A 26,415-nucleotide genomic window follows, 5' to 3' on the forward strand; every position below is an offset into this window, starting at 1 on the left:
CCCCTCATGAGCATCGTGAAGATCAACGTCCTGACCGTTCCGGACGAACAGCGTGAGGTCCTCGAGCAGCGGTTCGCGTCCCGTGCCGGGGCCGTGGAGGGCTCCGACGGCTTCGAGTGGTTCGAACTGCTGCGTCCGCTGGAGGGTACGGACCAGTACCTGGTGTACACCCGCTGGCGCAGCGAGGAGGACTTCCAGAACTGGATGAGCGGTTCCATGAAGGCCGCCCACGGGGGTGGTTCCGGTGGCTCCGCCGAGGACCGTCCGAAGCCGGCGGCGACCGGCTCGACGCTCTGGTCGTTCGAGGTCGTCCAGCAGGCGTCCCCCCGATAATCGGTGCGACGGGTACGGGTCATGCCCGGCACACTGACGCGCATGACCTGGACCTTTCGCCCCGAGCCCGTCGACACCCCGGACGCCACCGCCCTGCGCCGCGACTACTACGACGACGTCGCGAGCCGCTACTGGCGGCGGCCCGCGACAGCGGCGGAGATCGACGAGGGTCTGACGAACGACGGGGTGGAGCTGCTGACCCCGCCGACCGGCCAGTTCCTGGTGGGCCGGTACGAGGGGAAGCCGGCCGCCTGCGGCGGTGTGCTGCTCCTCGACGAGGAACGGGCCGAGCTGACGCGGGTGTTCCTGCGGCACGCGTTCCGGGGCACGGGCGGGGCCGGGACCCTGATGGGGCGGTTGGAGGCGGCGGCCCGCGCGCTCGGGGCGCGCCGGATGGTCCTCAACACGCGCCTGGACCTGATCGAGGCGCGCACGCTCTACACGCGCCACGGGTACGCCGAGATACCCGCGTACTGCGAGGGTCCGTACATGGACATCTGGTACGGCAAGGAGCTGTAGAGGTCACGCGTGGTGGTCGCGGGGCGGCTCGGGCAGGTGGGGCCGCTCCGCGTCCGAGCCGCTCAGTTCGGCGGTCAGTTCCTCCACCAGTTGCACGAGGTCCGTGGGCCGGTCCGGCCCCCACCAGTCCCCCAGCAGCTCGGCGAGCGACTCCTCGCGCGCCTTCGCCAGCCTGACCGCCACGTCGAGTCCCGCGTCGGTCAGCATCAGCTGCAGCCCCTCGCGGCGCGCGAGGCGGCGCTCCTCGACCTGGCGGGACGCCTCGGTGATGGCCCGCAGGGGTACGGGCGTGGTCTCGGCGAGCCGGGCCGGTTCCACGGTCCCGTGGCGGCGGATCCGCAGCAGCAGCCAGCTCGCGGCCGGCAGCAGATCGAGCCCGGCCTTCGCCGTGATCTTCTCGTAGACCGCCTTGCGTCCCTCGCGTGATCCGAGCACGGACAGCGCGCGGGCGCACTCGTCGTACGAGGACCGCTCCACCGGGTTCGAGGCCAGGGTCTGGCTGGTGTCGGGGGCGGTGACCGAGCCGCGCAGCTTGTCCTCCTTGAGGAACCAGGCGACGACGAAGGCGACGAGGACCACGGGCGCCGCGTAGAGGAAGACGTCGGTGATGGAGGTGGCGTAGGCGTGCAGGACCGACGGCCTCAGTTCGGCCGGGAGCGCGGAGATGGCGCGCGGGTCGGCCGCGATCTGGTCGGGTCCGGTCCCCGGCGGCAGGGCCTGGCCGGCGAGCGCGTCGTCGAGCTTGGTGGTGAGCCGGTTGGTGAAGACGGTGCCGAAGACGGCTACGCCGAAGGAGGCTCCGATGGACCGGAAGAAGGTCGCGCCGGAGGTGGCGACGCCGAGGTCCTGGTACGAGACGGCGTTCTGCACGACGAGGACGAGGACCTGCATGACCAGGCCGAGTCCCGCGCCGAACACGAAGAAGTAGAAGCTCATCTCCCAGGTGGAGCTGGTCTCCTTCAGTTCGTTGAGCAGCAGCAGTCCGATGCCGGTGATGGCGGTGCCGGCGATCGGGAAGACCTTCCAGCGGCCGGTGCGGGAGACGATCTGGCCGGAGGCGGTCGAGGTGATGAGCATGCCGAGGACCATGGGCAGCATGTGGACGCCGGACATGGTCGGGGTGACGCCCTGGACGACCTGGAGGAAGGTCGGCAGATAGGTCATCGCGCCGAACATCGCGAAGCCCACGACGAAGCTGATGACCGAGACGAGGGTGAAGGTCCGGATCCGGAAGAGCTTCAGCGGCAGGACGGGCTCGGCCGCGCGCTTCTCGACGTACACGAACCACACCAGGAGCACGGCGCCGAGGACGGCGAGCCCGATGATCTGCGGGGAGCTCCAGTCCCAGGTGGTGCCGCCGAGGGAGGCCACGAGGACGAGGCAGGTGGCGACCGAGGCGATGAGGAAGGTGCCGAGGTAGTCGATGGTGTGCCGGGTGGAGCGGACCGGGATGTGGAGCACGGCGGCGATGACGAAGAGGGCGACGACGCCGATGGGCAGGTTGATGTAGAAGACCCAGCGCCAGGAGAGGTGCTCGGTGAACAGTCCGCCGAGCAGCGGCCCGAGGACGCTGGTGGCCCCGAAGACGGCGCCGAACAGCCCTTGGTACTTCCCGCGCTCCCGGGGTGAGACGAGGTCGCCGACGATGGCCATCGACAGGACCATGAGACCGCCGCCGCCGAGGCCCTGGAGGGCGCGGAAGGCGATGAGCTGCGGCATGTTCTGCGCGATGCCGCAGAGGGCCGAGCCGACGAGGAAGATGACGATGGCGGCCTGGAAGAGCTTCTTGCGGCCGAACTGGTCGCCGAGCTTGCCCCACAGCGGGGTTCCCGCCGTGGAGGCGAGCATGTAGGCGGTGACGACCCAGGAGAGGTGCTCCATGCCGCCGAGCTCGCTGACGATGGTCGGCAGGGCGGTGGAGACGATGGTCTGGTCGAGTGCGGCGAGCAGCATGCCGAGCAGCAGCGCACCGATCGCGACGATGACGCTTCGGTGGCTCTGCCCCTCTCCCGGCGCGGGGTCGCCGCCGACGTCCGGCGTGCGTACTTCCTGGGCCATGGGCATCTCCGGGGCGTGTCCTCGGGGGCAGTACCTCTCCATCCTGATCGTTATGTCCGTTTACGTCCTGCCGAGGGGGCCGTGGTTCACCTGACCGACGGGGGTGGCCTGCATAATCGCTCGCAGTTGGAATGGGGAGGGGACCCACGATGGTCGGACAGGTCTGTCCTGCATGCGGTGTGGAGAGAAGACCGGGCTGCGCCTGCGTCCAGGCGGAGGTCGCCGCGGCGGAGGACTTCGATCCGTTGCGCATACGGCCGTACGTGACGCTGGACGCGCCGGAGCCGGGTACGTACGAGGCGCCGGAGGCTCCACCCGTACCGCCGGCCGTGCCCGCGCGCGGCCCGGCGCAGCCGGCCGGGGATGCCGCCGAGACGATGCCGCTGTTGCTGCCCGAGGTCGCGCACGGCGTCGGAGCCGGGCCGCAGCGGCCGGACTCCGCCGACGACGACGACCCTGACGACGCGTACGACGGTTTCGACGGATACAGCGGGTACAGCGGGTACGACGAGCCCGAGCCGCGCCCTGCCACGCGCCGGCGCGGCGCGCTCGTGGCGCTCGCGGCGGCGGTCGCGGTGGCCGTCATCGGCACCGCGACCGTCGCGACGGGGCTGCTGGGCGACGACGACGGAGGGACGGACGACCGGGCGGCCGTACCCACGGTCAGCACGAGCGCATCGGAGAACGTCGCCGTCTCCGAGGAGCCGTCCGCGACGCCGTCCACCTCGGCCTCCGCGTCCGCCTCCGCGTCGGCCTCGCCCTCCGCCTCGGCCTCCCCCTCGCCCTCCGCCGTCCGGACCGCGCGGGCCACCACCGCGCCCGCCGCACCGCCGTCCCCCTCGGCCACCCGGACCACCTCCTCCCCCGCCCCGTCGACCGGTCCGGACGGTCCAGATCCCACCCTCCGCTACGGGGACTCCGGGGCCGAGGTCGAGGAGCTGCAGCGGCGCCTCATCCACGTGCGGGCCTACGACGGCCCGATCGACGGCGCGTACACCCGGCAGGTGCGCCGGGCGGTCGAGAGGTTCCAGTCGTGGCAGTACATCCGGGAGGACGAGGAGGGCGTGTACGGGCCGGAGACCCGGCGGGCCCTGGAGGCGCAGACCCCCGACTAGGACCTGTCGGACGGGACTGTCGGCACACGCCCCGGGTCCGCCGGAGTCCGGGATACGGGACGGACTGGCGGAGACGGCCCCCCGTTTTGTATCGTGGAGGAACAAAGTGGCCCCGCCCGCACTCCCTGACCGGCGGGCGGGACCGCTCTGTTCTCCTCCCACCCCTCTGGAGACCGTCGATGCCCGCCATCACCCCGGCAACGCTCACGACCCGCGCCCTCCTTCTGGACATGGACGGCACCCTCGTCAACTCGGACGCCGTCGTCGAGCGCTGTTGGCACCGCTGGGCCGTCCGGCACGGACTGGACCCCGAGCAGGTGCTCACGGTGGTGCACGGCCGCCAGGGGTACGCGACGATGGCCGTCCTCCTCCCGGACCGGCCCATGGAGCAGAACCACGCGGACAACCGGGTGCTGCTGGCGGAGGAGACCGCCGACCTCGACGGCGTCGTGCCCGTCCCCGGCGCCCCGGCCTTCATGGCCGCCGTCGAGGGTCTTCCGCACGCCCTGGTGACCTCGGCCGACGAGGCCCTCGCCCAGGCCCGGATGGGCGCGGCGGGGCTGCGGATGCCAGAGACCCGGGTCACGGCGGAACGGGTCGGCGCGAGCAAGCCGGACCCCGAAGGCTTCCTCAAGGGCGCGGCGGAACTGGGCTTCGACCCGGCCGACTGCGTGGTCTTCGAGGACTCCGAGGCCGGCATCCAGGCGGGGCGCGCGGCGGGCATGCGCGTGATCGGCGTGGGCCCGAGGGCGACGGCCTTCGCCCCGGACGTCCACGTCATGGACCTCACGGCGCTGAAGGTCGAGCCCTGCCCGGACGGCATACGTCTCACCTTCCCGGCCTGACGCCCCCGGCCGGCCGGACCCCCTCGCCACCACCCACCGGCGGCAGCCGGAGCACCACCCGACGGAACCGCCCCCGCGCAGCCACCCACCCCCGGTCGGCCGCCCGCCCTCGCTCAGCCGCCCGCCCCCGGCCGACCGCCCGCCCCCGCGCAGCCACCAACCCCCGGTCGCCCACCCACCCCCGCTCGGCCGCCCGCCCTCGCTCAGCCGCCCGCCCCCGGCCGACCGCCCGCCGCGGGCTCCCGCGACAGCGCGCCCCTCGCCACCAGCTCCAGGACCGCCGCCACCGCCACCGCCTGGACCACGAGCAGCGCCACCAGCACGAACAGCTGCACCGCTCCCGCCTCCCACGGTGACGCCCCGCCCAGCAGCATCCCCACGAACGCGCCCGGCAGCGTGACGAGTCCGACCGTCCGCGTCTGGTCGAGGCCGGGGAGCAGCGCGTCCGACGCCGCTCGTCGCGCCACCTCCAGACGCGCCTCCCGCTCGGCCAGGCCGAGGGCGAGCCCCGCCTCCACCTCGCCCCGCCGGGTCTCCAGCTCGTCGAGCGCGCGCCGTCCGGCCAGCACGGTGGCGGTCAGCGCGCCGCCGATGAGGATGCCGGTCACCGGGATGAGCGCCACGCCCCGCACGGGTACGAGCCCGGTGAGCACGAGCGTCCCGACGACCGGCACCACGCCCGCCGCGATCGGTACGCCGGCCCACCACCAGCCGCGCCCCGGGGAGGGCACCACCCGCCGCCCGGCCGTCCACACGGCCACCGCGTACATCAGCAGCAGGAACGTCAGCAGCAGCGGCAGGTGCCGCATCACCCAGCCGATCACGAGCGACACCGCGATCAGCTGGACCGCCGCGCGGCCACCGGCGACCAGTGTGTCGCGGGCACGTCCGAGCCGGGCGAGCGCGACGACGCCCGCGGCCGTGGCCAGCAGAACGGCGAGAACCACCGCAAAGGTGACGTTCACTTCCAGAAGCACACGCCAACCCTAGGGCCGGAAAACGGAACTGTCGTTCCGTCATACCCCTTGATGTGACGTGCCCATGTCGCCACTCTGTTACCTGGCGCACCCCTCAGCGAAACCTCGCGCCGCCACGATGACCGGGCCGCCGGGCACCCGCCCGGGGACGCCACGGTCAAGGTCCCCCCACAACAAGGGAGTTCGTATGCCCGCCGCCAACGCCGCCAACGTCTACGCGCGTCGAATAGCCCGTCGCGCGACCGTACTCGCCGCCACCGCCGCCCTCTCGGTCACGGGCCTCCTCGCCACCGCGCCCACCGCGCAGGCAGCCATGCCGACCCCGGTCAGCGCGGCCACCGCCCGTACGTACCTCGCCTCGCTCACGGTGAAGGCGGAAGGTTCCTCCACCGGCTACAGCCGCGACCTCTTCCCGCACTGGATCACCCAGTCCGGCGCCTGCAACACCCGTGAGGTCGTCCTCAAGCGCGACGGCGTGAACGTCGTCCAGGACTCCAGCTGCGCCGCCGTCAGCGGCAGCTGGTACTCCGAGTACGACGGCGCCACCTGGACGGTCGCCTCCGACCTCGACATCGACCACGTCGTGGCCCTCGCCGAGGCGTGGCGCTCCGGCGCCAACTCCTGGACGACGGCCAAGCGCCAGCAGTTCGCCAACGACCTGACCCGCCCGCAGCTCATCGCGGTGACGGACAACGTCAACCAGGCCAAGAGCGACCTCGACCCGGCGGAGTGGCTGCCGCCGCGCACCGCGTACCGCTGCACGTACGCCCGCGCGTGGGTCCACACGAAGTACTACTGGGGCCTCAGCGTGGACTCGGCCGAGAAGAGCGCCCTGCAGTCGGTCCTGAACGGCTGCTGAGAACGCTTCCGGTGCCCCTCCGTCGTTCCGTACCGTACGGCGGAGCGACGGAGGGGGATCATGATGGCGGCCGGACTCAGACTCGGACCACTGCTGCGGTACGTCGACGGGGTGAAGGGCGACTCCGCGACGATCTGGATCGAGGCGGACCGCCCGTGCACGGCTGAGGCCCGGTGCGCGTCCGGCGCGGGCGGCACGACCCGTACCTTCCAGATCGCCGGCCACCACTACGCCCTGATCCCGGTGACGGGCCTGACGCCCGGCACGACGACGGAGTACGAGATACGGCTCGACGGCCGCCCGGTCTGGCCGCTGCCCGACTCCCGTTTCCCGCCCGGCACCCTGCGCGTCCCGGCGCCCGGCGACGGGATCGTCGTGGCGTTCGGCTCGTGCCGCTGGGCGGCCAAGCCCGCGCGGGGCCACGACCCGGTCGGCCCCGACGCCCTCGACACGCTCGCGACGCGCCTGGCGGGTGACGCGGAAGCCGAACGCCCCGACGCGCTCCTGCTGTTGGGCGATCAGGTGTACGCCGACGAGACCTCGGCCGACACCCGCCGATGGCTCGCCGCCCGCCGGGATCCACGCGACCCTCCCGGCGCGGAGGTCGGGGACTACGAGGAGTACACCCGGCTCTACGACGAGTCCTGGGGGGACCCCGAAGTCCGCTGGCTCCTCTCCACCGTCCCGAGCTGCATGATCTTCGACGATCACGACGTCATCGACGACTGGAACACGAGCGCGGCCTGGCTGCGGCGGATGCGCGCCACGCCCTGGTGGAATGAGCGGGTGCTCAGCGGGCTGATGTCGTACTGGGTGTACCAGCACCTCGGCAACCTCTCTCCGGCCGAGCTGGCCGCCGACGCCTTGTACGCCGAGGTGTGCGCCGTGCCCGACGGCACCGAGGCGCTGCGGCGGTTCGTCGCGGCGGCGGACGCCGATCCGGCGCGGGTGCGCTGGAGCTACCGGAGGGACTTCGGCCGGACCCGTCTGCTGATGATCGACACCCGGGCGGCGCGCGTGCTGCGGGAGGACGGCCGGGCGATGCTGGACCCGGCGGAGGCGGCCTGGGTACGGGAACAGGCGCTGACGGGCCGCGGCTCGTACGACCATCTCCTCGTGGGCACCTCGCTGCCCTGGCTGCTGCCGCCGCTGATCCATGACGCGGAGACCTGGAACGCGGCGCTGTGCCGGGGTGAGCGCGGCGGACCGGGCGGGCGGTGGGCACGGTTCGCGGAGGGTCTGCGGCAGCGCGCCGACCTGGAGCACTGGGCGGCGTTCCCGTCGTCGTTCGAGGCACTGACGGGCCTGCTGGCGGAGGCGGGCAGCGGCCCGGGGGCGCCGGCGACGGTGTGCGTCCTGTCGGGGGACGTCCACCACGCGTACGTGGCGGAGCCGCGGTGGCCGGCGGGGGAACCGCAGGCGCGGGTGACCCAGTTGACCTGCTCCCCGCTCCACAACGCGATCCCGCGCGCGGTGCGCCTCGGCTTCCGCTTCGGCTGGAGCCGGACGGGCCGGCTCCTTGGCCGGGCCCTCGCGCGCCACGCCCGCGCCGACCGCGCCCCGGTCAGCTGGCGCAGGACGGGCGGGCCCTGGTTCGGCAATCAGTTGATGACCCTCAGCCTGCGGGGCCGGTCGGCCCGTCTGACGCTGGTGCAGGCCCGCCGGGGCGGCCGACTGGTGACGGTCGACGAGCGGACCCTCAGCGAGGGGTGATCCCGGTCGAGCGGCCCGCCGACGGCTCTGCGGCGACGGCCCGTGGACACCGACGGACATCCCGCCTGCTCGCCAACCGCCGCGCCCACCACGGTTGTTGACGTCTGCGCGCGTGACGTGACGCTCGCCACAGATCGCCGTCCAGTCGAATGTTGAACTTGCAAGTATTACTGAGGGGTGCCTAACCTGACGGCCTCATCGGTTCCGTCCCCCACGTTCCGCCTCCCCGGAGGCGGACACGACCGAAGGAGTCCCGCCCCCATGAACAACCTGGTGAACCGCCTCGACCAGGCCCAGCCGTACGCGCTCGGCCTGTTCCGCGTCGTCATAGGTCTGCTCTTCGCCTGCCACGGCGCCGCCTCGCTCTTCGGCGTCCTCGGCGGTGCGATGGGCGGTGGCACCGTGCCCACCGGCGCGTGGCCGGGCTGGTACGCGGCCGTGATCCAGCTCGTCGCGGGTGGACTGGTGCTGGCCGGCCTGGGCACTCGTACCGCCGCGTTCCTCGCCTCCGGATCGATGGCGTACGCGTACTTCAAGGTCCACCAGCCCGAGGCCCTGTTCCCGCTCCAGAACAGCGGCGAGTCCGCGGCGCTGTTCTGCTGGGCGTTCCTGCTGATCGTCTTCACCGGCCCGGGCGCGTTCGCGCTCGACCGGCTCTTCGGGGCCCGCGGCTCCGGCGCCGAGCAGGGCGAGAAGCAGGGCGCGCCGGTCGCCGCGTGACGCCCGCGCTCCCCGCGACAGCACGCGGCGGAGCGCCACAGGGTGCCACGAGGCGCCGCCGGGCAGGGGCCGGAAGACCGCACAGGGCGGTTTCCGGCCCCTGCCCCGTTTTCGAGCCCGCCCCCCGCGTAGGCTCTGGCGCTGTGAACGTGCTCGACAGCATGGGGTCACTGAGGTCGTTGACCGCGGGCCCGTGGATCTACGCGGCGGTGGCCACGTCGGTGCTTCTCGACGTCTTCCTGCCGGTGCTGCCGAGCGGGGTCCTGGTGATCACGGCGGCGACGGCGGCGGCGACCGCCACGGCGGCCTCGCCGGACGTCCCGTCCGTCCTTCCCCTCCTCCTCTGCGCGGCCACGGCCTCGGTCCTCGGCGACTTCGTCGCGTACCGGCTGGCCTGGCGCGGCGGGCCCCGGCTGGACCGGGCGATCGCCCGGTCACGCCGGCTGACCGTCGCGCAGGAACGTCTCGGCGCGGCGCTGGCGCGGGGCGGAGGGCTGCTCGTGGTGATCGCGCGGTTCGCCCCCGCGGGCCGCTCGGTGGTGTCGCTGGGCGCGGGCGCGGCCCGGCGCCGGATCGTGGAGTTCCTGCCGTGGTCGGCGCTCGCGGGCGTGGCCTGGGCGGGTTACAGCGTGGCGCTCGGCTGGTTCGGCGGGCTGTGGCTGGGCGCGACCTGGATCGGCGCGGGGGTGTCGATCCTCGCGCTGTTCCTCGCGGGGGCGCTGGCCGCCTATGTCATACGGCGTCCGGCTGCGGCTCCCGCGCCGGCTTCCTGAGCCCGCGCACCTCCAGGCCGTCGAGGAGCCGCGCGGTCGCCGCGGCGATCTCGTCCACGGCCTCCTCGAACACCTCGCGGTTGTGCGCGGCGGGGTGGTGGAAGCCGGAGACCTTGCGTACGTACTGCAGGGCGGCGGCGCGGATGTCGTCCTCGGTGGCCTCTTCGGGCAAGACGGGCGGTCGGAGGGTCTTGATGCTGCGGCACATGTCTCCAGTGTGGCGCGCGCCACCGACAACGTCAGCCTCCGAGGCCGCGCCTGCTCCGTGCGTTGATCTCCGCGGCGCGCGCCCGCAGCTCCCTCATGGGCGTGGCGAGCTGTACGTTCCCGGGCTCGGCCTCCCACTCGCGGCCGCCGTTGACGGGCCGGATCAGAAACCGGCCGGCCACGCTGTCCACGTAGAAGCCGACCAGTCCGGTGGCGGTGTCGCGTACGAGGTCGCCGACCTCGGGCAAAGGCTGCACGAATCCCCTCCGTCCGGAATCCCAGATCTCTAGAGATACACCCAGAGAAACCCGGCGCCTCCCCCCTGTCAACGTATCTCTAGAGATGTCCCCCGATGGATGGATCGACCGCACGGGTCGGCGCACACGTGTGCCTCTCCTCCTCCGGGCGCGCCGTAGGGTGTCCCGCAGACGAAGGGAGTGGTGCACCCATGACTGACCAGGACAGCGGTCGTCGGCCCAAGTACCAGCGCATCGCCGACGAGTTGAGAACCGCCATCCAGTCAGGCGTCTTCGCCCCCGGCGACCGGCTCCCCGGCGAGAACGATCTGATGACCACGTACGACGTGGCCCGGATGACGGCCCGCCAGGCCCTGTCGGTGCTGCGCAACGAGGGCCTGGCCGAGGCCCGCCGGGGTGCCGGGGTCTTCGTCCGCTCCTTCCGCCCGCTCCGCCGCCGGGGCATCCCCCGGCTCGCGCAGGACCACTGGGGCACCGGCCGCTCGGTCTGGTCGGCGGACATTGACGACCGGGCGCTGGTCGTGGACCAGATCGAGGTCGGCGAGGCGGCGGCGAGCGCACGGGTCGCCGGAGCTCTGGGGCTGCCGCCGGACTCCCCGGTCTGCGTCCGCAGCCGCCGTTTCGTCCTGGACGACAAGCCGGTCCTGCTCTCGGTCTCGTACCTCCCGGCCTCCCTCGCCCAGGGCACACCGATCGCTGAGCCGGACACGGGCCCCGGCGGCACCTACGCCCGGCTGACCGAGCTCGGCCACCAGCCGGTCCACTTCCGCGAGGAGATCCGCTGCCGGATGCCCACGTCGGAGGAGTCGGCCCGGCTCGCCCTGGAGTTCGGGACTCCGGTGATCCTGATCGGCCGTACGGCCTTCACCAAGAAGGGGGTCGCGGTGGAGCTCAACGAGATGACGCTGGACTCGTCGTCGTACGTCCTGGAGTACGACTTCGACGCGTGACGGCGAAGAGGCGCCCGGGCGCGGCGTACGCGACCTCGCCCCCGAACGTCCCCGCCGCGCGCTCCACCGCGGCGGCCGGTTCGGTCCCGGGCCCCACGTGCGTCACGACCAGCCGGCCGACACCGGCCTCGGCGGCGGTACGCCCCGCCTGCTCGGCGGAGTGGTGACCGGGACCCGCCCCGTCGGCCTCGCAGACGAACAGATCGCAGTCCCGGGCGAGTTCGGTGAGCGACGGGCAGGGCTCGCAGTCGCCGGAGTACGCGATCCGGCGCCCTTCCGCGTCCTCGATCCGCAGCCCGAAGGCGGGCATTCCCCCGTGCTCGACGGCCCGACTGCGCAGACCCAACCCGCCGATCCGCACCTCGTGCCCGTCGTACAACTCCGCGAAGGCGAAGGCGGCTTCGACGGGACTTCGCTCCGGCCCGTTGGTCAGGAACCCGGCGAGCCGGTCGGCGGTCCCGGGCGGCCCGTAGAGGGGCAGGGGCGCGGCGCGCCGGACGTCGGCGTAGAGAAGGCCGTAGTAGGCGGTGAGCAGATCGGCGCTGTGGTCCGCGTGGAGATGCGAGATCCACACCGCGTCGACCTCGCCGAGCCCGGCGTACCGCTGCAGCTCACCGAGCGCCCCGCTCCCTGCGTCCACCCAGACCCGGACGCCGCCACCCTCGACGAGATACCCGGAACAGGGGTTCCCGGGCCGGGGATACGGCGTGGCGGATCCGAGCACGGCGACCCGCAAGCCCCCCTCGTCGGCCCCATCGGACCGGGACTCCGCTACGCCGCGCCCCTGCGGCACGGTCCGGACGCCGAGGGCGTCCGACCGCTCGATCCGCCGGCCGCCGGCCCCGTGCGGAGTTCTGCCCACGCCCTTGGCTCCGGTCACCGGAGCGCCCCCCACCTGTCCATGCCCAGGAGTAGACCGCCCGCGCGCGTTCGGGGTCAACTCCCGCTCCTCGCCGTCTGGATCTCCAGCGCCCAGGGGAACGTCACGGAGGCGCGTCGGGGCCTTGTGTGACGGTCGTGAAGATCACCGGGGTCGTGATCACCGGTTCGACCGGCCCCCTATGCTGCCGTGAGCATTTCAAGATCTCGTGCAGCAGAACCAACGGGGACATGAACAAGTACACAGTGATGGCCACCGGCCTCGTCCTGTCGCTCGGGCTGGTCGCAGGCTGCGGCTCGTCCGAAGGCGACAACTCCGCCGCCCAGCCGAAGGACGGCCCCTCGGCGGCCCAGGCCCGGGACCGCGCGAAGTCCGAGGGACCCGCATACACCGGGCCGGCCGTACCCGGTCTCGCCGCCGAGCCCGCGTGGAGTCTGGCGCCCTCCGACGCCATCGATCTCGGTGACACCTTCCTGTTCGTCAAGGACGCCCAGGGCGCGTACGCCCTCGGCCACGGGTGGAAGTGGGAGCCGATCGACGGCTCCGTCGGCGTCCTCCACTCCACCGACGAACCCGAGCCGGCCACCCTGGAGTTCCGGGACGTGAAGACGGGCCAGGTGCGCAGGACCCTCAAGGTGACGACGGACCGCGTGGCTGCCACGACCTGGCACAACGGCGTCCGGGCGGTCGCGGTGTTCGCCGGCGCCACGACGGAGTCGGACGGCCTGAGCGCGGAGAAGTCCACCACCACCGTCACCGTCTACGGCAGTGACGGCGCGGAGCTGGGCAGGGCCACGGCCGACGGCGACGCCTTCCACGTCCACGAGGGCCACATCATCGAGCAGGACGGGGACGCCGGCCTGAAGCTCACACCCATCGACGGCGGCGCGGCACACAAGGTCACCTGCACCGGACAGCTGGCGTCCTGCGGCTTCGACCCGCGCACCGACGAGATCGACGGCGGTCAGGCCCACGCCCCCTTGATCACGGGCACGTACGCCTTCCACGTGGAGAACGCGTCCACGTACGAGTCGGACCCCGAACAGCTCGTCATGACGGACCTCACCACCGGCAAGAAGGCATGGAGCACCGCGGACGTCACCCCGCCGGCGGGCGTGGAGCTCGACGAGGACGGCAAGCGCACCAGCGGTGCGCTGCGGGTCCTCGACGTACGCGACGGCCGTGTCCTCACCGCCTGGGGGGCGGGCGCGCTCTCTCCCGACACCTGGGTGACGGCGACGTACGACCTCGCGAGCGGCAAGCAGGTCGGCGGCTCGTCGACGTACTCGTACGAGGACGAACCCGCCGACACGATCGACACCGAGGGCTCCTCCGTCTTCACCCCCGACCGCACCCTGGCCGCCGCCCGGACGAAGCGGGGCACCGCCGTCTGGCAGCCCGCCGACGGCACGGAGGTCTGGGTGCAGAAGGACGACGAGAAGAAGCTCGAGCCCCTGCGCTTCTCCCCGACCGGCGTCCTCTACGGCACCACGGACGGCGACGGCTCAGGCGGAAGCGTCCACCTGGCGGTCGACGGCCGCACCAAGAAGGTACTGGCCAAGAGCCTGCCCGAGGAGAACATCCCGCTCTTCACGCAGCCGTCGGGGTTCGGCTACATGAGCACGGAGAAGGGCTTCTTCGTCTTCCCGACCCAGGGCTGACCGAGGACCGCGCGGGGACCGGGGGACCGCCGCCGTGCAGGGTCCCCGCAACGAGTCGCTGCGGGGGCCGCTCGGTCTGCCACGGTGCCTCTACGTCTCGGACGGCCCCGGGTCGTTCGGAGGGATCGCAGGCCGGTCTTTCAGCGCCAGGTACGCGCGTTCCACCTCGCCCAGGTACTGCTCCAGACGGAAGCGAACCTCCTCGATGGGCCTTCCGTCGTGGCCCGGGTACATCAGGTCGGACCAGACGACGGTCCCGCCCCGGAGCCGAACCCGAACGGTGAGCGTGTCCGGCCCTGGTTCGGGCTGTTCCTGGTGCGCCACCTCCACCACGCGCGGCGCATCGGTCGGGTGGAGGGGCCCGCCCGGGCGGAGCAGCCACCTCGGATCGAGGCCGGCCATCCTGCTGTCACTGCGCGCGACCACGTCGAGGCCGTCGACGAAGAGGTACGTGTGCACGGCACCACACACCGGCGGCCCGGGACACGCGCTGATGAGCAGCGTGCTCACCGCGCCATCGCTCCGCCCGCCGGACACGGCGGGCACGGCGGGCACGGCGTCCCTCAGCTCGCGCGGGGACCTACGCGCCATGTTCCTGATGTGACGTCACGGGCCGAGCGTATCGGCACGCCGCACCGACGCGGGCCCGCGGACGACGGCTGCTCCGCACGTGGGCCGACCATCCGCCGGGCAGCAGTTCCGCGACCGGCCGTCCCCGTCGTCGTCGCCGGCCCGCTGGATCGGCGGAGCAGCCGCTGTCGACTCCCGGCCCGTCATGAGCCACCGTGAACGGACGATGGGCCGCACGCGCCGCGCGGGCGCGGCGGGTTCCTTGGTGAGGTGGAGACAAGCGGTCCCGGTGGGGTCCGGGCCTGCCCGCTCGTCACCATCCGATCTGCGGCTCGCCCAGGACCTCACTGCCGATGTGTGCTGCGAGTTTCCGGGCCCGGGCCAGGTCACCGAACTTGCCCACGTGCACGAAGACGGTGTGATGTTCGGTCCAGTCGCCCCACTGGGCGTCTTCGGCGTGGAACACGATCTGGACTCCGTCGTAGTTCGCCGACGCGTAGTGATCCGATTCCGGCTCATCCGGCCACATGCCAGGCCAGGCGATGGCGGCCATTCCCTGGCCGAGAGCCTTCACGAAGCGCTCCTCCACGTCCCCTCTCGGGACGTCCACCAAGATGTACAGGGGGAGGTGCTGCTCCAGTGTCGCGTCGTCCGTCGCCGCAACGTCGAGGTCGAACCACACGGACTCCCCCGCCGAATCAGTGCGCCTCTCCGCACAGTCGAAGTTCGCCTCAGGCAGGATCGACGCCATCTGCCGAAGCTCTGCGACCGTCCCTAGTTCGGCGAAGAGCCCTACCTCGTTGTCCTGGTCCGCCAGGAGCATGCGCAAGCGCATGGCCTGCGTGTACGCCGTTGCCGCGTCGACGGTCCGGAGAACGGGATATGCCGTGGAATCACCCATGGCCGCACCGTCACATGTGCCCACAAGCCTCCGCCACCGTATTACCGCGCTGCCCGACTGCTTGCGCCCGTGAGCGTCCTGCCCGTCCAGAGCGCCGGCCGGGCGGCGCTGTCACGGGTCGTGTCGTAGACGCTCGTCACCTCATTCACCGGCCTCGGAAGCCCATGCATGTATGGGCTCTCTTCGGTGCCGCTGTCAGGCGGTCGGTCCGGTGCGCGGGGTTCGAGACTCACCTGTGACCTGCGGAAAGATCCCCGACGGGGTTACCGCGGGTTCTGTCGCCGCACACACAGGATCGTCACCGAACCGACATACCGAACGGTCGGAAACCCTCTTACGCGGGAGGCATACCCATGAGTAACGTACGCGGACCACCAGCGCCATCCGCCCGTCCCCGGGGCGGCAAGGAGCATGATCGATGTCGTACCACCGGCCTTTCCCCGGCCCACCGCCCGTACCGCAGAACCGGAATGCCGGGCGGCACCGCCAAGAGGCGGCGTCGCAGTCCTGGGAGGGTGGATCGCCGTCCTGGGACACCGATCCACAGGCAGCCCGCGACTCGTCCCCGCGAGCGTGGGACTCCTCGCCGCAGGGCTGGGACTCCGCGCAGCAGGGCTGGGACTCCTCGCCGCAGGGCTGGGACTCCGCGCAGCAGCCCTGGGACGCGTCCCCGCAGCCGCCCGCCGCCAATGACGATCGTGACGATCTGCACCGGCTCGGATCGGCCTACCGCAGGCTCCGCCGCGTCGCCACCTTCACCGCGCTCGGCTACTTCGTCATCTTCCTTTTCCTGTCCGGCTACGCCCCCTCGATGATGACCAGCAACGTCACCGGTGGTCTCACCACCGGTCTGGTGCTGGGCCTCCTCCAGCTGCCCGTGGCGCTGGCCGCGATCGCGCTGTACGAGCGGATCGCACGCAAGCGCGTCGACCCGCTCGCCGCGGCGATCCGCGAACGCGCCGAGCGGGCGGCCGCGGCGGCCGCGCCCCGTACGGAACGCCAGAGCCGCTCCGGACGTCCCACGTGGCAGCAGCCCACCGGAGGTGCGCGCGCATGACCAGCTTCAGCTCCGGGGCCCAGACCATGTCGCTGATGGCGTTCATCGCGGTCATCACCGTCACGCTGCTGCTGTGCGTGATGACCGGCCCCGACCGTGACGACCTGGGCGAGTTCTACACCGGCTACCGCTCGCTCTCCCCCGTGCAGAGCGGCCTCGCGATCGCCGGCGACTACGTCTCCGCCGGCACCGTGCTCGGCACCATCGGCATCATCGCGCTCGTCGGCTACGACGGCGTCACGCTCGCCCTGAGCACCGTGCTGTCACTGGTCCTGATGATGTTCCTGCTCGCCGAACCGCTGCGTAACGCCGGCCGGTTCACGATCGGCGACGTCTTCACCCGGCGTCTCCCCGGCCCCGCCGTGCGGATCACCACGGCCGCGGTCACCCTGACCGCACTGCTGCCGCTGGTGATCTTCCAGCTCGCGGGCGCCGGCGATCTCCTCTCCGTCGTCCTCGGCTTCGACGCCGACGGCTTCAAGACCGGCGCGATCGTGTTCCTGGGCCTGCTGATGATCGCGTACGCGGCGATCGGCGGCATGAAGGGCACCGCCTTCATCCAGATCGTCAAGACCGTCGTCCTGCTCGGCGCGTCCCTCGCGATCGCCGCGCTCATCCTCAACCGCTTCGACTTCAGCCTGCCCTCCCTGCTGGACGCCGCCAAGCGCGGCAGCGGGGCGGGAGACGCCTATCTCGCCTCCGGCCTGCAGTTCGGCGGCAACGAACTCGACATGATCAGCACTCAGTTGACCGTCGTGCTCGGCGCCGCGGTGCTGCCGCAGATCACCATGCGCATGTTCACCGCGCGCAGCGCGGCAGCGGTGCGGCGCTCGATGTCCTGGGCCGTGTCGACCGTCGTCGTGACCTGTCTGCTGATCGCCGTCATCGGCTTCGGCGCGGCGGCGATCGTCGGCCACAAGGGGATCGTCGCCGGCGACCCGCAGGGCAAGACTGCGTTCCTCATGGTCAGCCAGGCCGTCATGGGCACGGACCAGACGACCGTCGAGACACTGCTGTTCACGGCCGTGGCGACAGCCATCTTCCTCACCCTGCTGGCCTCGGTCGCCGGGATCACCCTCGCCTGCGCCAACACCCTGGCGCACGACCTCATCACGCACGGGCTGCGCCGCAAGGCGCGACTGAAGGGCTCCGCGGAGATGGCCATCGCCCGGACCGCCGCGGCGGTCGTCGGGCTCGTGGCGATCGCGATCGCCGCCGGCGCACGGCATCTGAACCTTCAGGCACTGCTCACCCTGTCGTTCTGCATCGGCGCGTCCGCGGTCGCACCGGCCCTCATCTACAGCCTCTTCTGGCGCCGCTACTCCCGTACGGGACTGCTCTGCACCCTCATCGTGGGCAGCGCCTCCGCGTTCATCCTCATGACCGGCAGCAACCTGGTGTCCGGATCGCCTCAGGCGATCTTCCCGGACAAGGACTTCAACTGGTTCCCGTTCACCACGTCGGGCATCCTCTCGGCCCCCCTGGGCTTCCTCGCGGGCTGGCTCGGCACGGTGCTCCGCGAAGGCGACCCGACCGACCAGCGCATGCGGTACGAAGCGGTGGAGGAGACGATCCTGGCCGGCACACCCGCGGCGAACAGCGCCTCCGCGTCCTGACGCGCACGCCTCGACGAAAGGGCGCCCGACCCGATGTTCCAGGCCGGGCGCCCTTTCGGCTGTCCGGAGGTGTTCAGGGCCTCCCCTTCGGTGCCTAGTCGGCGGCGTCCCACGCCGCCCGCACCCAGGCCAGCTGCACGTCGCTCATCAAGGGGTCGAACCCTTCCGGGAACATCAGCATCTGCGGCTGCGGCCACATGTTCTCGGGCCCGTGCTCGGCGCAGTGCAGGGCGATCAGATGCGCCCCTTCCCCGCAGGACCCGTACAGGTAGGGGCGGTCATGCGCCTGGCAGAAGTACCCGAACGTCCAGCAGTCATCTTCTTCGGCCCGCTCGTAGAAGCTGGGATCGCGAACGATCGTGGTCACCGGCTCCTGCCGGTTGAGCCGGGGGATGGGCCGGGGATCGCACCACAGCAGTCGGGGAGGTATCACGCGCCCATCCTGCCCCAGGCCGACCTGCTCGCATGGTTCGCCCGATGACCCCAACGGAAGCACCCGGCAGGCCCTTCCGAGCCTCTTCGGTCCACGAAAAGGCCATAGTCCATCAGTGAGTCAGCCGGCATGCCGACGCCGAAACGGGCATGTCATGCGCTGAACAGATCCGGATAAGGGCAGGGCTCCAAGGGGTCGCTGGGGCGGTCGGCCCACTTCCACCAGACGTGCTGTCCGGAACAGGCCCAGACCACACGGCAGGTGCGTCTGTCGTCATCGTCCCGTCGACACAGAACGAACGCGCCGGACTTCAGCGGCTTGTCGCGCAGGGGGCAGGTGGGAACTGTTTCGTCTGGCATCACGCGTGCCCGGTGCCGAACGCGCACCAGACGTCACCCCCTCCTCGAGCTTCACCCTCACCTGATGATTGTCGTCGACGTACGCGATGACCTCGCCCTGGATGCGAGCCCCAAGAGCCGGCAGCTCCATCCCGCGAGGCATCGTAATGATCTCGGCCAGTGCCATGGCCTCCGGGAAGCCGTCGAGGAGGACGAAGACCCCGAAACGCTGGCGCCCGCAGACTTCCCCGGTGACTCGGGAGCCGACGGGCAGAGCCTCAACGGTTGCCGCCCAGCTCCGCCGAATTGCATGCGGTGCTGGCACGTCGGTGCCCGTGGGCCACACGTACTCGTCCATGTGCCGATCCTTGCAGCGAGAGAAGCCCGTGACCACTGCCTTGAAAGCCTGGCGCCCTGGGCGACCTCATCTTTACTGGTCACCCGCCACACGGGACACCGAGGCTCACTACGGACATCGGCGCTGTTGGGCACCGTGCTTCCCCGCGGCTGACCGCTCGATCTGGCACGACAGTGGCACGAGCCCTCTTCGTCCCGAAGCAACTTGGGTGGGGACTCCGCCTTGGACCGGTGTGTCTCTCAGCTGCGCCGATGGTCCGCAGACGTTCGCCCTCGTCCGCCGCTGTTCGTCGGCGTTGTCACACAGTTAGACACTCACCGCTAAACGGCCAAACGCGTACAGGGGCCGTTGTCAGTGCCGGCCTTTAGAGTCTCAAGCGCGCGGTCGGCTTCCGGGGGTTCCAGCTCTGAAGCGAATGGTTGCATCCCCGGCCTGTCTGGGGGCGGCCCGGAGAATCGTCCGGGACCTAACCGACGGTCGGGCTTCGTCGATGGCCAGCAGATGACCTGCCAGAGCCGACCGCGCACCATCCCCTCGCGTGGGCATCATCTGACCCGTAGCTCTAGCGCGATCGGTCAGCGGGGGTCATACCGGCCGCTGGGCGGTCCCGGAGGGAGGCTACCGTGCGGGGGCGGTTACTAGGGTTGCGGTACCTGGCTGCTGTACCGCACGATCCAAACGGGGTGACCATGGAACGGCATGTGCTGGAATCGCTGTTGTCCGGTGATGACGAGGCGTCCGTGATAGCTCTGGCCACCCTCCGCAGCGGCGCCACCTACTGGGTGGGAGACCGGGCACAACCCGCAGGCCAGCATGCCGGAGTCTTCAAGCACCGACTTCAGCGCATGCGGATGCACGGACTCGAACCTCGCGGGCTGGAACACGCAGTGCAGCTCGTCCGCGAACATGGCCGGCCCGTGCGCACAGGGATGATCGATTCTGCCGATCGGACATGGACGACCCTGCTCTTCCTCACCGAGGACGGCAGCGCACTAGTGGCCTGCGCCGGCTGGCAGCTGCCGCTGGTTGTCAGGATGCTGAAGTTCATTCACTCCCAGTACGAGGCGGACAACCACGCCTATGTCGAGGTGAGCTACCGCTTCGGCGGCGATGCCCTGCTCGACAGTCACCTGCCGATGCTCGACCTTGTCGACATGCTGGCGAGGGACTACGCGGCTATGGATCCCACGGACCCACGCTTCGCCGGCCTCACGTACGCCCTTCGCGTACTCGCACAGTCCTATGCTGAGCACCCCGACTACCGTGAGCAGTGGCGTCCATAGAGTTTTATCAAGGAGACCCTTGTAGACGTGGAGTCTGCAGCTCGGCAAAGGGTCGGAGTACAGGGCGCTTGAGCACCTGTTCGGAAGATCTCGTATGCGGACGCGTGCTGAGCTGCGGAGGCGCTGACCTGCGGCGCAGCGGTGCTCTGACTCGTGTTCCCCGTGGTTCCCCATCGTCCCCGCCCAATCGGGCACGCAAGGGGCACGGCTACCGGTCGACCGGGCGGGCGATACAGTGCGCGCCGTGGACATACCCACTTGGTTGGTCTGGATCGTTCTCGGTTCGGCCGTCTTCCAGGCACTCGCCCTCGTCCCTGTCATCCGCAGACTGCGCGGACCCGACTCCGCGGTGCGCTCCAAGGCGCGTCTCGACCTGCTGGAGACCATCGGCAGCGTGCTGCTACTCAGCGGCCTGCTGCTGAGTCTCGTGGTGGCGGAATCCTGGTTCTGGCTCACCCTCGCCGGCTTCGCGCTCATGACCGCCGTCTACGCCGTGAAGGGCATTCACCTGCTCCGTGACCGCCGCCGCCCCACGGCCTGATCCGGAAAACAGCCCTAGCCCACCACTCACCCCAACTCCCATCCCGTCTGCCGTCGGCCCCCACGTATGTGGAGCGGGCGTGGTGCTGGGCGTTGAGGTGGAGCGCGCCACTGTACGAACGACCTGGACGCCCGGTGCCGTGTCTGCTCGGCTTGTCCTGGATCGATGGCGGACGGGATGGGGGCTCCCCGCCCAAGCCCCCCACTGGCCGGCACCCGCGTGCGGCGCCCCCGCCATCCCGGAGTCGGAGCGCCCCCGCCGGAGGCATGTCGGTGGCGGAGAGGAACCGCGGGCCGTTGGGGCTCGGCTCATGCCCCTGGGCCTATCCCGTCTTGCAGGGGCGGGCGTCGGCGCAGCGCGCGCGGAGCGGGCCGGAGGCAGGAGCGTCGCGCGGAGCGCAGCCGGGTGCTTGATGAGGTAGAGAAACCTGCAACAGCTCGCCTTGGAGCGGGGCCATCGCACAAGATCGATGTCGCGCAGCGGATGGGGCACTCGTCATGTGTGGGCCGCGCTGATCTATCGGCACCTGGTGAACGGTCGTGACTAGGCGATCGCCGACCACGTCGACGAGCTGATCAGGAAGGTCCGGCCGGCCGAGCCCGACGGGGAATGTGGCACGTAAGTGGCACGACCCCTCTCCCCCGTCGTCCTGGCAGAGGAACGAACAAGGCCCAGGCTCCCGGTTCAGAACCGGTGACCTGGGCCTTTGTCTATCTACTCACTGGTGGGCGCGGACGGTTTCGAACCGCCGACATCTGCTTTGTAAGTTCGCTCGGGTGGGCCCGGCGGTCCTCTCTGCTCGGTACTGCCGTGCCGTTGGTGGCCGTTGGGCACCGTCCGCGTCCAGGCTCGTTGATGTCAGCTGTAGATGTCAGGCTTCTCCCCGACGAAAACCCTGCTGCCGTACAACTCGCTGCTGAACAGACCAATCAGCTGCGCTTGTCGCGCTGAGTTTGGTGAGATCTGACCGTGAGCGAAGCGCTGATAACTGCTGCCTTTACTGCTGCTGCTGCCTTCTCCGCAGCAGGGCTCGCCTCCTGGCTCGCGTTGCGGGGCGTGCGCCACCAGACCAGGACTCAACGCGAGCTGGCTGCAGCCGACCGCGTGGACCGCCGGGAGACCGAGGCTCGCGCGGTCAGGCGGGACGCCTATACGCAGTTCATAGCTGCCGCCATCCGATGTGCTGGCTTGATCCGCGAGGCGAAGGAGGCCCACATCGATGATGAGGAGTATCGAGAGCGCTACTCGGCCGTTCAGCGTGCTCTGTCCGACCTGATCCTCGCTCAGGCCATCGTGAGTGTGGAAGGCCCCGACGAGGTCTCCGCCGCAGCCGCTCATGCACGTCGAAGCCTTGATCGAGAGCTAGAAGCCACGCATGCCCACCGCTCAGGTAGTGGGCCTGCCCAAAGCGTCGTTGATGCTGGGCGCGTGAGGCTTCGGGCGGTGGGCAGTATGTCGAATGCTGCCCGAAGAGCCTTGAACGGCGAAACCGAGCCACCAGCAGCAGCACCCTGCGTGGCCCATTGAGGCGCGCCCGACGTCGTTAAGCCGGGTTATCGGTCTCACCGTCCAGACGGGTCCCCACTAAGACGCCGGCTCCGGCGTGGGGCCCGCCCTCGGGAAGGACCACGAGGGTCCCTCCCGTGAGGTCGTACGGCTCCCAGCTCGTAGACAGTTGTACGGGTCGTCCGTCGGCGAGGAACTCATACACAGCCCGGACGCACAGGTCCCCTTCTGCATACGGCTCCGGAGGCCCCTTGAGTCTCGGGCAACGCAGCAGGTAGAAGCTTTGTCAGACGCGGATCTGGTGAACTGAGTCCACGGGTAGTCCACAGCTTCACCGAGCACCGCCCTTAGAGCTTCATACGGTTCCCCGCATCTGGCACGCCGGACGCTAGGCTCCGCACGGCTTGTGCGCTCAAGAGACGGGCCTGGGATGACGATTGCCGACGATGCTCATGGAGAGGCGTTTGACCGACGTTTTCTCCTCTTATATTTCGCCAACTCCGCTTCATAGGCTACGACCACATCGAGGTTATTTTCAATCCATACGCTTGGTTTGGTTATCTTGCCGTGGTCGAACCAAAGTGGAACTCGCTGTTCGCGAACCCTATCTGCCGGAAATCTCCCGTTCGTTGAAATTCCTGTCATGAATGAGTAGCGACGGTCACTTAGAACAACCAGATCGAATTTAGTTCGGAGGCTCAGTATCCGCTGTACGCGCTCTGCGATATTCCCCCACTCGTCACTGCTGCGCTTGTGGGCTGGAGCGTTCATAGCGACCAAGAGGGTGACCTTGGTTCCGTAGTGAGATGCGGCATCTAGTGCGACGTTGCTGCCATGGCTGTGCGCAAAGACTTTGTCCAATCTGGTCTGACGGTGGCCGCGGCACCACGTTGCCAGGTCCTCGCCAGCAGCCATTCGATCACTGCTTGTATAATTGCCCGTCCAGTGGAAGTGGTCCCAGGCCGTGTACAAATTGCTCCCCACCGGATGTAGTCCCGGTTTAGATGCCTGGACGGGTGGGTTGTGTCTCAGGTACTGAAACAATTCTCCATTGGGACGCCACCACTTACTCTTTGGCTTCAATCGGGCGAAAGTACCGTGAATTGTTATCGAATACTGTTCGCGCTCCGACGATGGCGAACCTTCTTCGCCTGAAAGCACCTCTTTTTCTTCAGCCGAACGCAGTGCTTCGTGCTCCGGGTTGACGTGCCGCAGCGCATCTGCCGCCAGGGCGCTCAGGGTCGAATCAGTTGACGCGCACCCCTCCGCCAGGGCATTCACGATTTCATTGCATACTTGGAATTCTTCTATCCAGGCCAACTGTGCAGCTGCAGTGGCTCGGATAATGAGATGATGAGAGTTCAATCCGACCTGCAAAAGGACGTATGCGGCCGCTCCGCTTCTTTCTTTTGAGCAGATTCTCCACAACTCAATTAGCACCTTCTGGCGCCCAATGGGCACTCTTCTCTGCAGGGTTCGTGCAGCCAATTTTGCTGCCATCATGGACCATTGCGGAAAACTGGCTGGAGAGCGTTCCACGAGGTCGGGGCGTCGAATCCCTAGGAATTTAGATGTGCTTTGCCTGGTGCTCCACATGGTGGAGAGCGGTATCAGACGTGGACCGCGAGTGAGAATGTCGATTACGTCGCTCATCTCGCGACCACGGGCGAATTCTAGGATCTCTCTAGGCGTCAGGGGAACCGGGATCGGGTCAATCTCGGGGATCTGTAGCTCACGGGCCTCGTCTCCGTGGGATCTGAGGACTCCTGAGTGTCCACTCAGCTGGAGTCCTAGTCCGATCATCTGTGCAGCTTGTGCCCACAAGGCATTTTCTGATTGGCTCTCAAAAGCCGCCTGTCCTGTCCTGGGCCTCCGAATCAGAAAACGTGGCATGGTGCGCTCCCGGGTGACGGATAAACTGGCCCAGTTTGATCGTAAGGCTGCGCTGTTGCGTGTGCCACTGCGCCAAACAGCCCGGCCGCTGCCATCAGTGGGTCAGCTCTCGATGAAGCTTGAACATTCGTGGAGCGAGCCGCTTCACCCCCCACGCCAGTGCGTCCGCTGGCGCATGCCTCCCGTCCGGCGTTGCTGACGTCAGCCGTGGGTGCGATCGCAGCTGTCGATCGTGGATGGGTCTTCACGCTTCCTCACCGAAGCCGGCAGCGCACTGCTGGCCTTTGCTGGCTTACGGCAGACGCCGAGCAAGCACCGCTTTAGGAGAGCGGGAGGAAACGCGTGCACCTGACCTGGGCCGATGCTCGCAGGTCTGATCCACGGCCCAGGCCCGCCAACGCCCTCGTTCCCCGTGACTCCCCGCTGAATCTGGCACGGATGTGGCACGGCTTGGGATCGCCGACGACGTGCGCGCGGCCGGACATGAGGCCGTATAGCCAGCCGACTTCATGAGGGCTAACCTGCCACTCGCGCAATGGCCCTGACCAGGACGTCGTCGTCTGCGGAGCCGCGCCACTGAACGACTTCCATACGAGGGCGGGAGTCGCCGCTCGATGCGTTGAAGTCTCTTACCTCTTGCGATAGTGGAGCATTCGTCACCACCAGTACGCCCATGTCAAGTTGCGGCAGGCGCTCCGCCACCCTCTTGACATCCACCATGGTCAGTCTCTTGTTTCGGCGATGCAACACCTCGACAGCAAAGCTCCCGCCTGCCTCAGTTTCCCCGTAAGCGTCAAAACCCGAGTCGCCGTCATTCCTTTTCACGTAGGAGCTGTTAATTCCCAGGGAGCGAATTACCTGCTCTTCGTATTCGCGATATTGGAGTGCCGGGTTAACAGCAAGAGCAAGGGCCTCCACGATTCTCTTCGCAGCGGTGACATAGGACCGCGCGCCGCTGACTGTGGGGATAACGTCGCCTTCATGGATGACCCTGTTCCGGAGCTCAGATAGATCCTTCACGGAGCGTGACAGTTCGGCAGAGAGGATCTCCTCCGGAGACAGGGCTCGTGGCTGAGGACGGAAGAGGCCGCGTTCGACAGTGGCTTTGCGGATTGCGGTGTCCACCTCACGCCAGGCGCCCAAGACGGCAGCCGTCGGCTCCGTCTCGGCGAGTTCCAGCAGGTCAGAGAAAGTGTCGGCCGTGCCGGGACCGATCCTGTAGTGCCCCCTCACGGCGGGGGAATCTGTAGGTGTGGCGGGCAAATCGGGGGAATCCTGGTCCGTGAGAGCTCGCTTCTCTCGCTCGGCGCTGGCAACTTCCCCTTCGATGCTGTTTGCAATCTCGTCGGTCTCTTCAGCAATGGCGGCGGCCTGTGTATCAAATGCCACCGTACCGAGTGGGGTTTCCAGCGATTCGACCCGATTGAAGAGCCCGGCGAGTTGCCTTCGCAGCGTGATCCCGAGAGTCAGGACCACCCCAGGCCATATGAGTGCTCTGATGTAATCAAGAGCCATTTGCCACGACATGGGGGAATGCTCCCACAGCGGATGTGCGCGTGACTGTGGAACCTGCAGATTGCCCATAGTTGGCATCGGTCGCCTGTGGCAACCGGCCCAAGGCCAGCCCAGTCCAGGTACTCAGCCGGTCATGCCCCAAGCGGACTTCTCTGCTGTGTGGTCTTGCCAGAGCTGGACGAGTTGATCAGCCTGCGCCTTCGTGATGACACCCGCCTCCACCGCTAGCGCAGATGCCTCGCGTACGGGCACTCGCTGGATCTCCAGCATCGTCTCAGCCATCTTGTCGGCGTTCCTCGGTGTCCCTTCGTGGCCGTACTTGAGATCACGCGGGAGAAACGTCTCAACCCGGCCGTCGCTGCTCTCGAACGCAGCTCGGGTTAGCTCGACCTTCACTCGCTTGCTTCCCAAGCTCACTACCAAGCCATGGGAACCCTGCAAGTGGAACGGCCGGTCGGTCGTGGAGTAGACAGTCACTGGATCTCCAGAGCCAAGCTGCCTGCCGTCGCGGTCGTACATCGCGGCCCCTCCTGAAGA

The 26,415-nt window shown here is 69.3% G+C and carries 27 protein-coding genes and 1 pseudogene; 15 read left to right on the plus strand and 13 right to left on the minus strand.

Features of this window, described 5'->3' with window-relative positions; translation table 11 throughout:
- Positions 1 to 6 precede the first annotated feature (6 nt).
- Together ACZ4VW_RS06935 and ACZ4VW_RS06940 are read left to right on the plus strand one after the other, a co-directional pair.
- Positions 7 to 333: an antibiotic biosynthesis monooxygenase family protein gene (locus ACZ4VW_RS06935; protein ID WP_467959212.1), complete on the plus strand. Its 327-nt coding sequence runs from the start codon at positions 7 to 9 to the stop codon at positions 331 to 333.
- A gap of 42 nt (positions 334 to 375) precedes the next feature.
- Entirely contained in the window at positions 376 to 852 is a 477-nt protein-coding gene (locus tag ACZ4VW_RS06940; RefSeq protein WP_467959214.1) for a GNAT family N-acetyltransferase, read from the plus strand.
- A gap of 3 nt (positions 853 to 855) precedes the next feature.
- Here ACZ4VW_RS06940 and ACZ4VW_RS06945 read toward each other — a convergent pair whose 3' ends face one another.
- Positions 856 to 2,910 carry an MDR family MFS transporter gene (locus tag ACZ4VW_RS06945; protein ID WP_467959216.1) on the minus strand — a complete coding sequence of 685 codons (2,055 nt, stop codon included), beginning with the start codon at positions 2,908 to 2,910 and terminating at the stop codon, positions 856 to 858.
- 179 nt (positions 2,911 to 3,089) lie between these two features.
- Here ACZ4VW_RS06945 and ACZ4VW_RS06950 point away from each other — a divergent pair, with 179 nt between their 5' ends.
- Entirely contained in the window at positions 3,090 to 4,025 is a 936-nt protein-coding gene (locus ACZ4VW_RS06950) for a peptidoglycan-binding domain-containing protein (RefSeq protein WP_467959218.1), read from the plus strand.
- A gap of 179 nt (positions 4,026 to 4,204) precedes the next feature.
- Complete coding sequence (locus ACZ4VW_RS06955; RefSeq protein WP_467959220.1) at positions 4,205 to 4,870, plus strand: HAD family hydrolase; 666 nt, start codon at positions 4,205 to 4,207, stop codon at positions 4,868 to 4,870.
- A gap of 203 nt (positions 4,871 to 5,073) precedes the next feature.
- Here ACZ4VW_RS06955 and ACZ4VW_RS06960 read toward each other — a convergent pair whose 3' ends face one another.
- Positions 5,074 to 5,847 (minus strand): ABC transporter permease, encoded by a 774-nt coding sequence (locus ACZ4VW_RS06960; protein WP_467959222.1) that lies wholly within the window; start codon positions 5,845 to 5,847, stop codon positions 5,074 to 5,076.
- A 187-nt stretch (positions 5,848 to 6,034) separates the two neighbouring features.
- On the opposite strand from ACZ4VW_RS06960, the gene ACZ4VW_RS06965 reads away from it, so the two are divergent.
- The 4 genes from ACZ4VW_RS06965 to ACZ4VW_RS06980 all read left to right on the plus strand — a co-directional run bounded on the left by ACZ4VW_RS06965 (position 6,035) and on the right by ACZ4VW_RS06980 (position 9,912).
- Positions 6,035 to 6,706: an HNH endonuclease family protein gene (locus tag ACZ4VW_RS06965; protein WP_467959224.1), complete on the plus strand. Its 672-nt coding sequence runs from the start codon at positions 6,035 to 6,037 to the stop codon at positions 6,704 to 6,706.
- 60 nt (positions 6,707 to 6,766) lie between these two features.
- Positions 6,767 to 8,419 carry an alkaline phosphatase D family protein gene (locus ACZ4VW_RS06970; RefSeq protein WP_467959226.1) on the plus strand — a complete coding sequence of 551 codons (1,653 nt, stop codon included), beginning with the start codon at positions 6,767 to 6,769 and terminating at the stop codon, positions 8,417 to 8,419.
- Positions 8,420 to 8,689: 270 nt separating this feature from the next.
- Positions 8,690 to 9,139 carry a DoxX family protein gene (locus ACZ4VW_RS06975; RefSeq protein ID WP_467959600.1) on the plus strand — a complete coding sequence of 150 codons (450 nt, stop codon included), beginning with the start codon at positions 8,690 to 8,692 and terminating at the stop codon, positions 9,137 to 9,139.
- 161 nt (positions 9,140 to 9,300) lie between these two features.
- The gene (locus ACZ4VW_RS06980) at positions 9,301 to 9,912 is read left to right on the plus strand and encodes a DedA family protein (protein ID WP_467959602.1); all 612 of its coding nucleotides are present in this window, start codon (positions 9,301 to 9,303) and stop codon (positions 9,910 to 9,912) included.
- Here ACZ4VW_RS06980 and ACZ4VW_RS06985 read toward each other — a convergent pair.
- Positions 9,872 to 10,120 (minus strand): DUF2277 domain-containing protein, encoded by a 249-nt coding sequence (locus tag ACZ4VW_RS06985; protein WP_467959228.1) that lies wholly within the window; start codon positions 10,118 to 10,120, stop codon positions 9,872 to 9,874. The genes ACZ4VW_RS06980 and ACZ4VW_RS06985 overlap by 41 nt on opposite strands.
- A 31-nt stretch (positions 10,121 to 10,151) precedes the next feature.
- Positions 10,152 to 10,376: a hypothetical protein gene (locus ACZ4VW_RS06990; RefSeq protein WP_467959230.1), complete on the minus strand. Its 225-nt coding sequence runs from the start codon at positions 10,374 to 10,376 to the stop codon at positions 10,152 to 10,154.
- 191 nt (positions 10,377 to 10,567) lie between these two features.
- On the opposite strand from ACZ4VW_RS06990, the gene ACZ4VW_RS06995 reads away from it, so the two are divergent.
- Positions 10,568 to 11,326: a GntR family transcriptional regulator gene (locus tag ACZ4VW_RS06995; RefSeq protein ID WP_467959232.1), complete on the plus strand. Its 759-nt coding sequence runs from the start codon at positions 10,568 to 10,570 to the stop codon at positions 11,324 to 11,326.
- On the opposite strand, the gene ACZ4VW_RS07000 is transcribed toward ACZ4VW_RS06995, so the two are convergent.
- Positions 11,268 to 12,062: an MBL fold metallo-hydrolase gene (locus ACZ4VW_RS07000; protein WP_467959604.1), complete on the minus strand. Its 795-nt coding sequence runs from the start codon at positions 12,060 to 12,062 to the stop codon at positions 11,268 to 11,270. The genes ACZ4VW_RS06995 and ACZ4VW_RS07000 overlap by 59 nt on opposite strands.
- Before the next feature lie 374 nt (positions 12,063 to 12,436).
- On the opposite strand from ACZ4VW_RS07000, the gene ACZ4VW_RS07005 reads away from it, so the two are divergent.
- Positions 12,437 to 13,867: a hypothetical protein gene (locus tag ACZ4VW_RS07005; protein ID WP_467959234.1), complete on the plus strand. Its 1,431-nt coding sequence runs from the start codon at positions 12,437 to 12,439 to the stop codon at positions 13,865 to 13,867.
- A gap of 90 nt (positions 13,868 to 13,957) precedes the next feature.
- Here the strand turns inward: ACZ4VW_RS07005 and ACZ4VW_RS07010 are convergent, their stop codons facing one another.
- Both ACZ4VW_RS07010 and ACZ4VW_RS07015 read right to left on the minus strand, forming a co-directional pair.
- Positions 13,958 to 14,458 (minus strand): hypothetical protein, encoded by a 501-nt coding sequence (locus tag ACZ4VW_RS07010; protein WP_467959236.1) that lies wholly within the window; start codon positions 14,456 to 14,458, stop codon positions 13,958 to 13,960.
- Between the two features lie 292 nt (positions 14,459 to 14,750).
- A complete protein-coding gene (locus ACZ4VW_RS07015) occupies positions 14,751 to 15,338 on the minus strand; it encodes a hypothetical protein (RefSeq protein ID WP_467959238.1) in 588 nt (195 codons plus the stop codon).
- Positions 15,339 to 15,756: 418 nt separating this feature from the next.
- Here ACZ4VW_RS07015 and ACZ4VW_RS07020 point away from each other — a divergent pair, with 418 nt between their 5' ends.
- Together ACZ4VW_RS07020 and ACZ4VW_RS07025 are read left to right on the plus strand one after the other, a co-directional pair.
- Entirely contained in the window at positions 15,757 to 16,395 is a 639-nt protein-coding gene (locus tag ACZ4VW_RS07020) for a DUF485 domain-containing protein (protein WP_467959240.1), read from the plus strand.
- Positions 16,392 to 18,011: a sodium/solute symporter gene (locus tag ACZ4VW_RS07025; protein WP_467959242.1), complete on the plus strand. Its 1,620-nt coding sequence runs from the start codon at positions 16,392 to 16,394 to the stop codon at positions 18,009 to 18,011. Before ACZ4VW_RS07020 ends, ACZ4VW_RS07025 begins: the two co-directional genes overlap by 4 nt.
- 94 nt (positions 18,012 to 18,105) lie before the next feature.
- Here the strand turns inward: ACZ4VW_RS07025 and ACZ4VW_RS07030 are convergent, their stop codons facing one another.
- Positions 18,106 to 18,378, minus strand: coding sequence for a hypothetical protein (locus tag ACZ4VW_RS07030; RefSeq protein WP_467959244.1), 273 nt, complete (start codon positions 18,376 to 18,378; stop codon positions 18,106 to 18,108).
- 339 nt (positions 18,379 to 18,717) lie between these two features.
- Positions 18,718 to 19,140 carry a hypothetical protein gene (locus tag ACZ4VW_RS07035; protein WP_467959246.1) on the minus strand — a complete coding sequence of 141 codons (423 nt, stop codon included), beginning with the start codon at positions 19,138 to 19,140 and terminating at the stop codon, positions 18,718 to 18,720.
- A 689-nt stretch (positions 19,141 to 19,829) separates the two neighbouring features.
- Between ACZ4VW_RS07035 and ACZ4VW_RS07040 the strand changes: the two genes are divergently transcribed.
- From ACZ4VW_RS07040 to ACZ4VW_RS07050, 3 genes are all read left to right on the plus strand, one after another.
- Positions 19,830 to 20,423 (plus strand): DUF6221 family protein, encoded by a 594-nt coding sequence (locus ACZ4VW_RS07040; RefSeq protein WP_467959248.1) that lies wholly within the window; start codon positions 19,830 to 19,832, stop codon positions 20,421 to 20,423.
- A 244-nt stretch (positions 20,424 to 20,667) separates the two neighbouring features.
- Positions 20,668 to 20,964, plus strand: a complete 297-nt coding sequence (locus tag ACZ4VW_RS07045) for a hypothetical protein (protein WP_467959250.1) — start codon at positions 20,668 to 20,670, stop codon at positions 20,962 to 20,964.
- A gap of 969 nt (positions 20,965 to 21,933) precedes the next feature.
- Positions 21,934 to 22,491: a hypothetical protein gene (locus tag ACZ4VW_RS07050; RefSeq protein WP_467959252.1), complete on the plus strand. Its 558-nt coding sequence runs from the start codon at positions 21,934 to 21,936 to the stop codon at positions 22,489 to 22,491.
- A 58-nt stretch (positions 22,492 to 22,549) separates the two neighbouring features.
- On the opposite strand, the pseudogene ACZ4VW_RS07055 reads toward ACZ4VW_RS07050, so the two are convergent.
- The 4 genes and pseudogenes from ACZ4VW_RS07055 to ACZ4VW_RS07070 form a co-directional block, all read right to left on the minus strand.
- A pseudogene (locus ACZ4VW_RS07055) lies at positions 22,550 to 22,702 on the minus strand (GntR family transcriptional regulator); the annotation flags it as partial.
- A 218-nt stretch (positions 22,703 to 22,920) separates the two neighbouring features.
- Entirely contained in the window at positions 22,921 to 24,123 is a 1,203-nt protein-coding gene (locus ACZ4VW_RS07060) for a hypothetical protein (protein WP_467959254.1), read from the minus strand.
- A gap of 756 nt (positions 24,124 to 24,879) precedes the next feature.
- Positions 24,880 to 25,890: a hypothetical protein gene (locus tag ACZ4VW_RS07065; RefSeq protein WP_467959256.1), complete on the minus strand. Its 1,011-nt coding sequence runs from the start codon at positions 25,888 to 25,890 to the stop codon at positions 24,880 to 24,882.
- A gap of 111 nt (positions 25,891 to 26,001) precedes the next feature.
- Entirely contained in the window at positions 26,002 to 26,397 is a 396-nt protein-coding gene (locus ACZ4VW_RS07070) for a hypothetical protein (RefSeq protein ID WP_467959258.1), read from the minus strand.
- Positions 26,398 to 26,415: the final 18 nt, after the last annotated feature.

It is taken from the genome of Streptomyces sp. NPDC029139 (assembly GCF_055564335.1).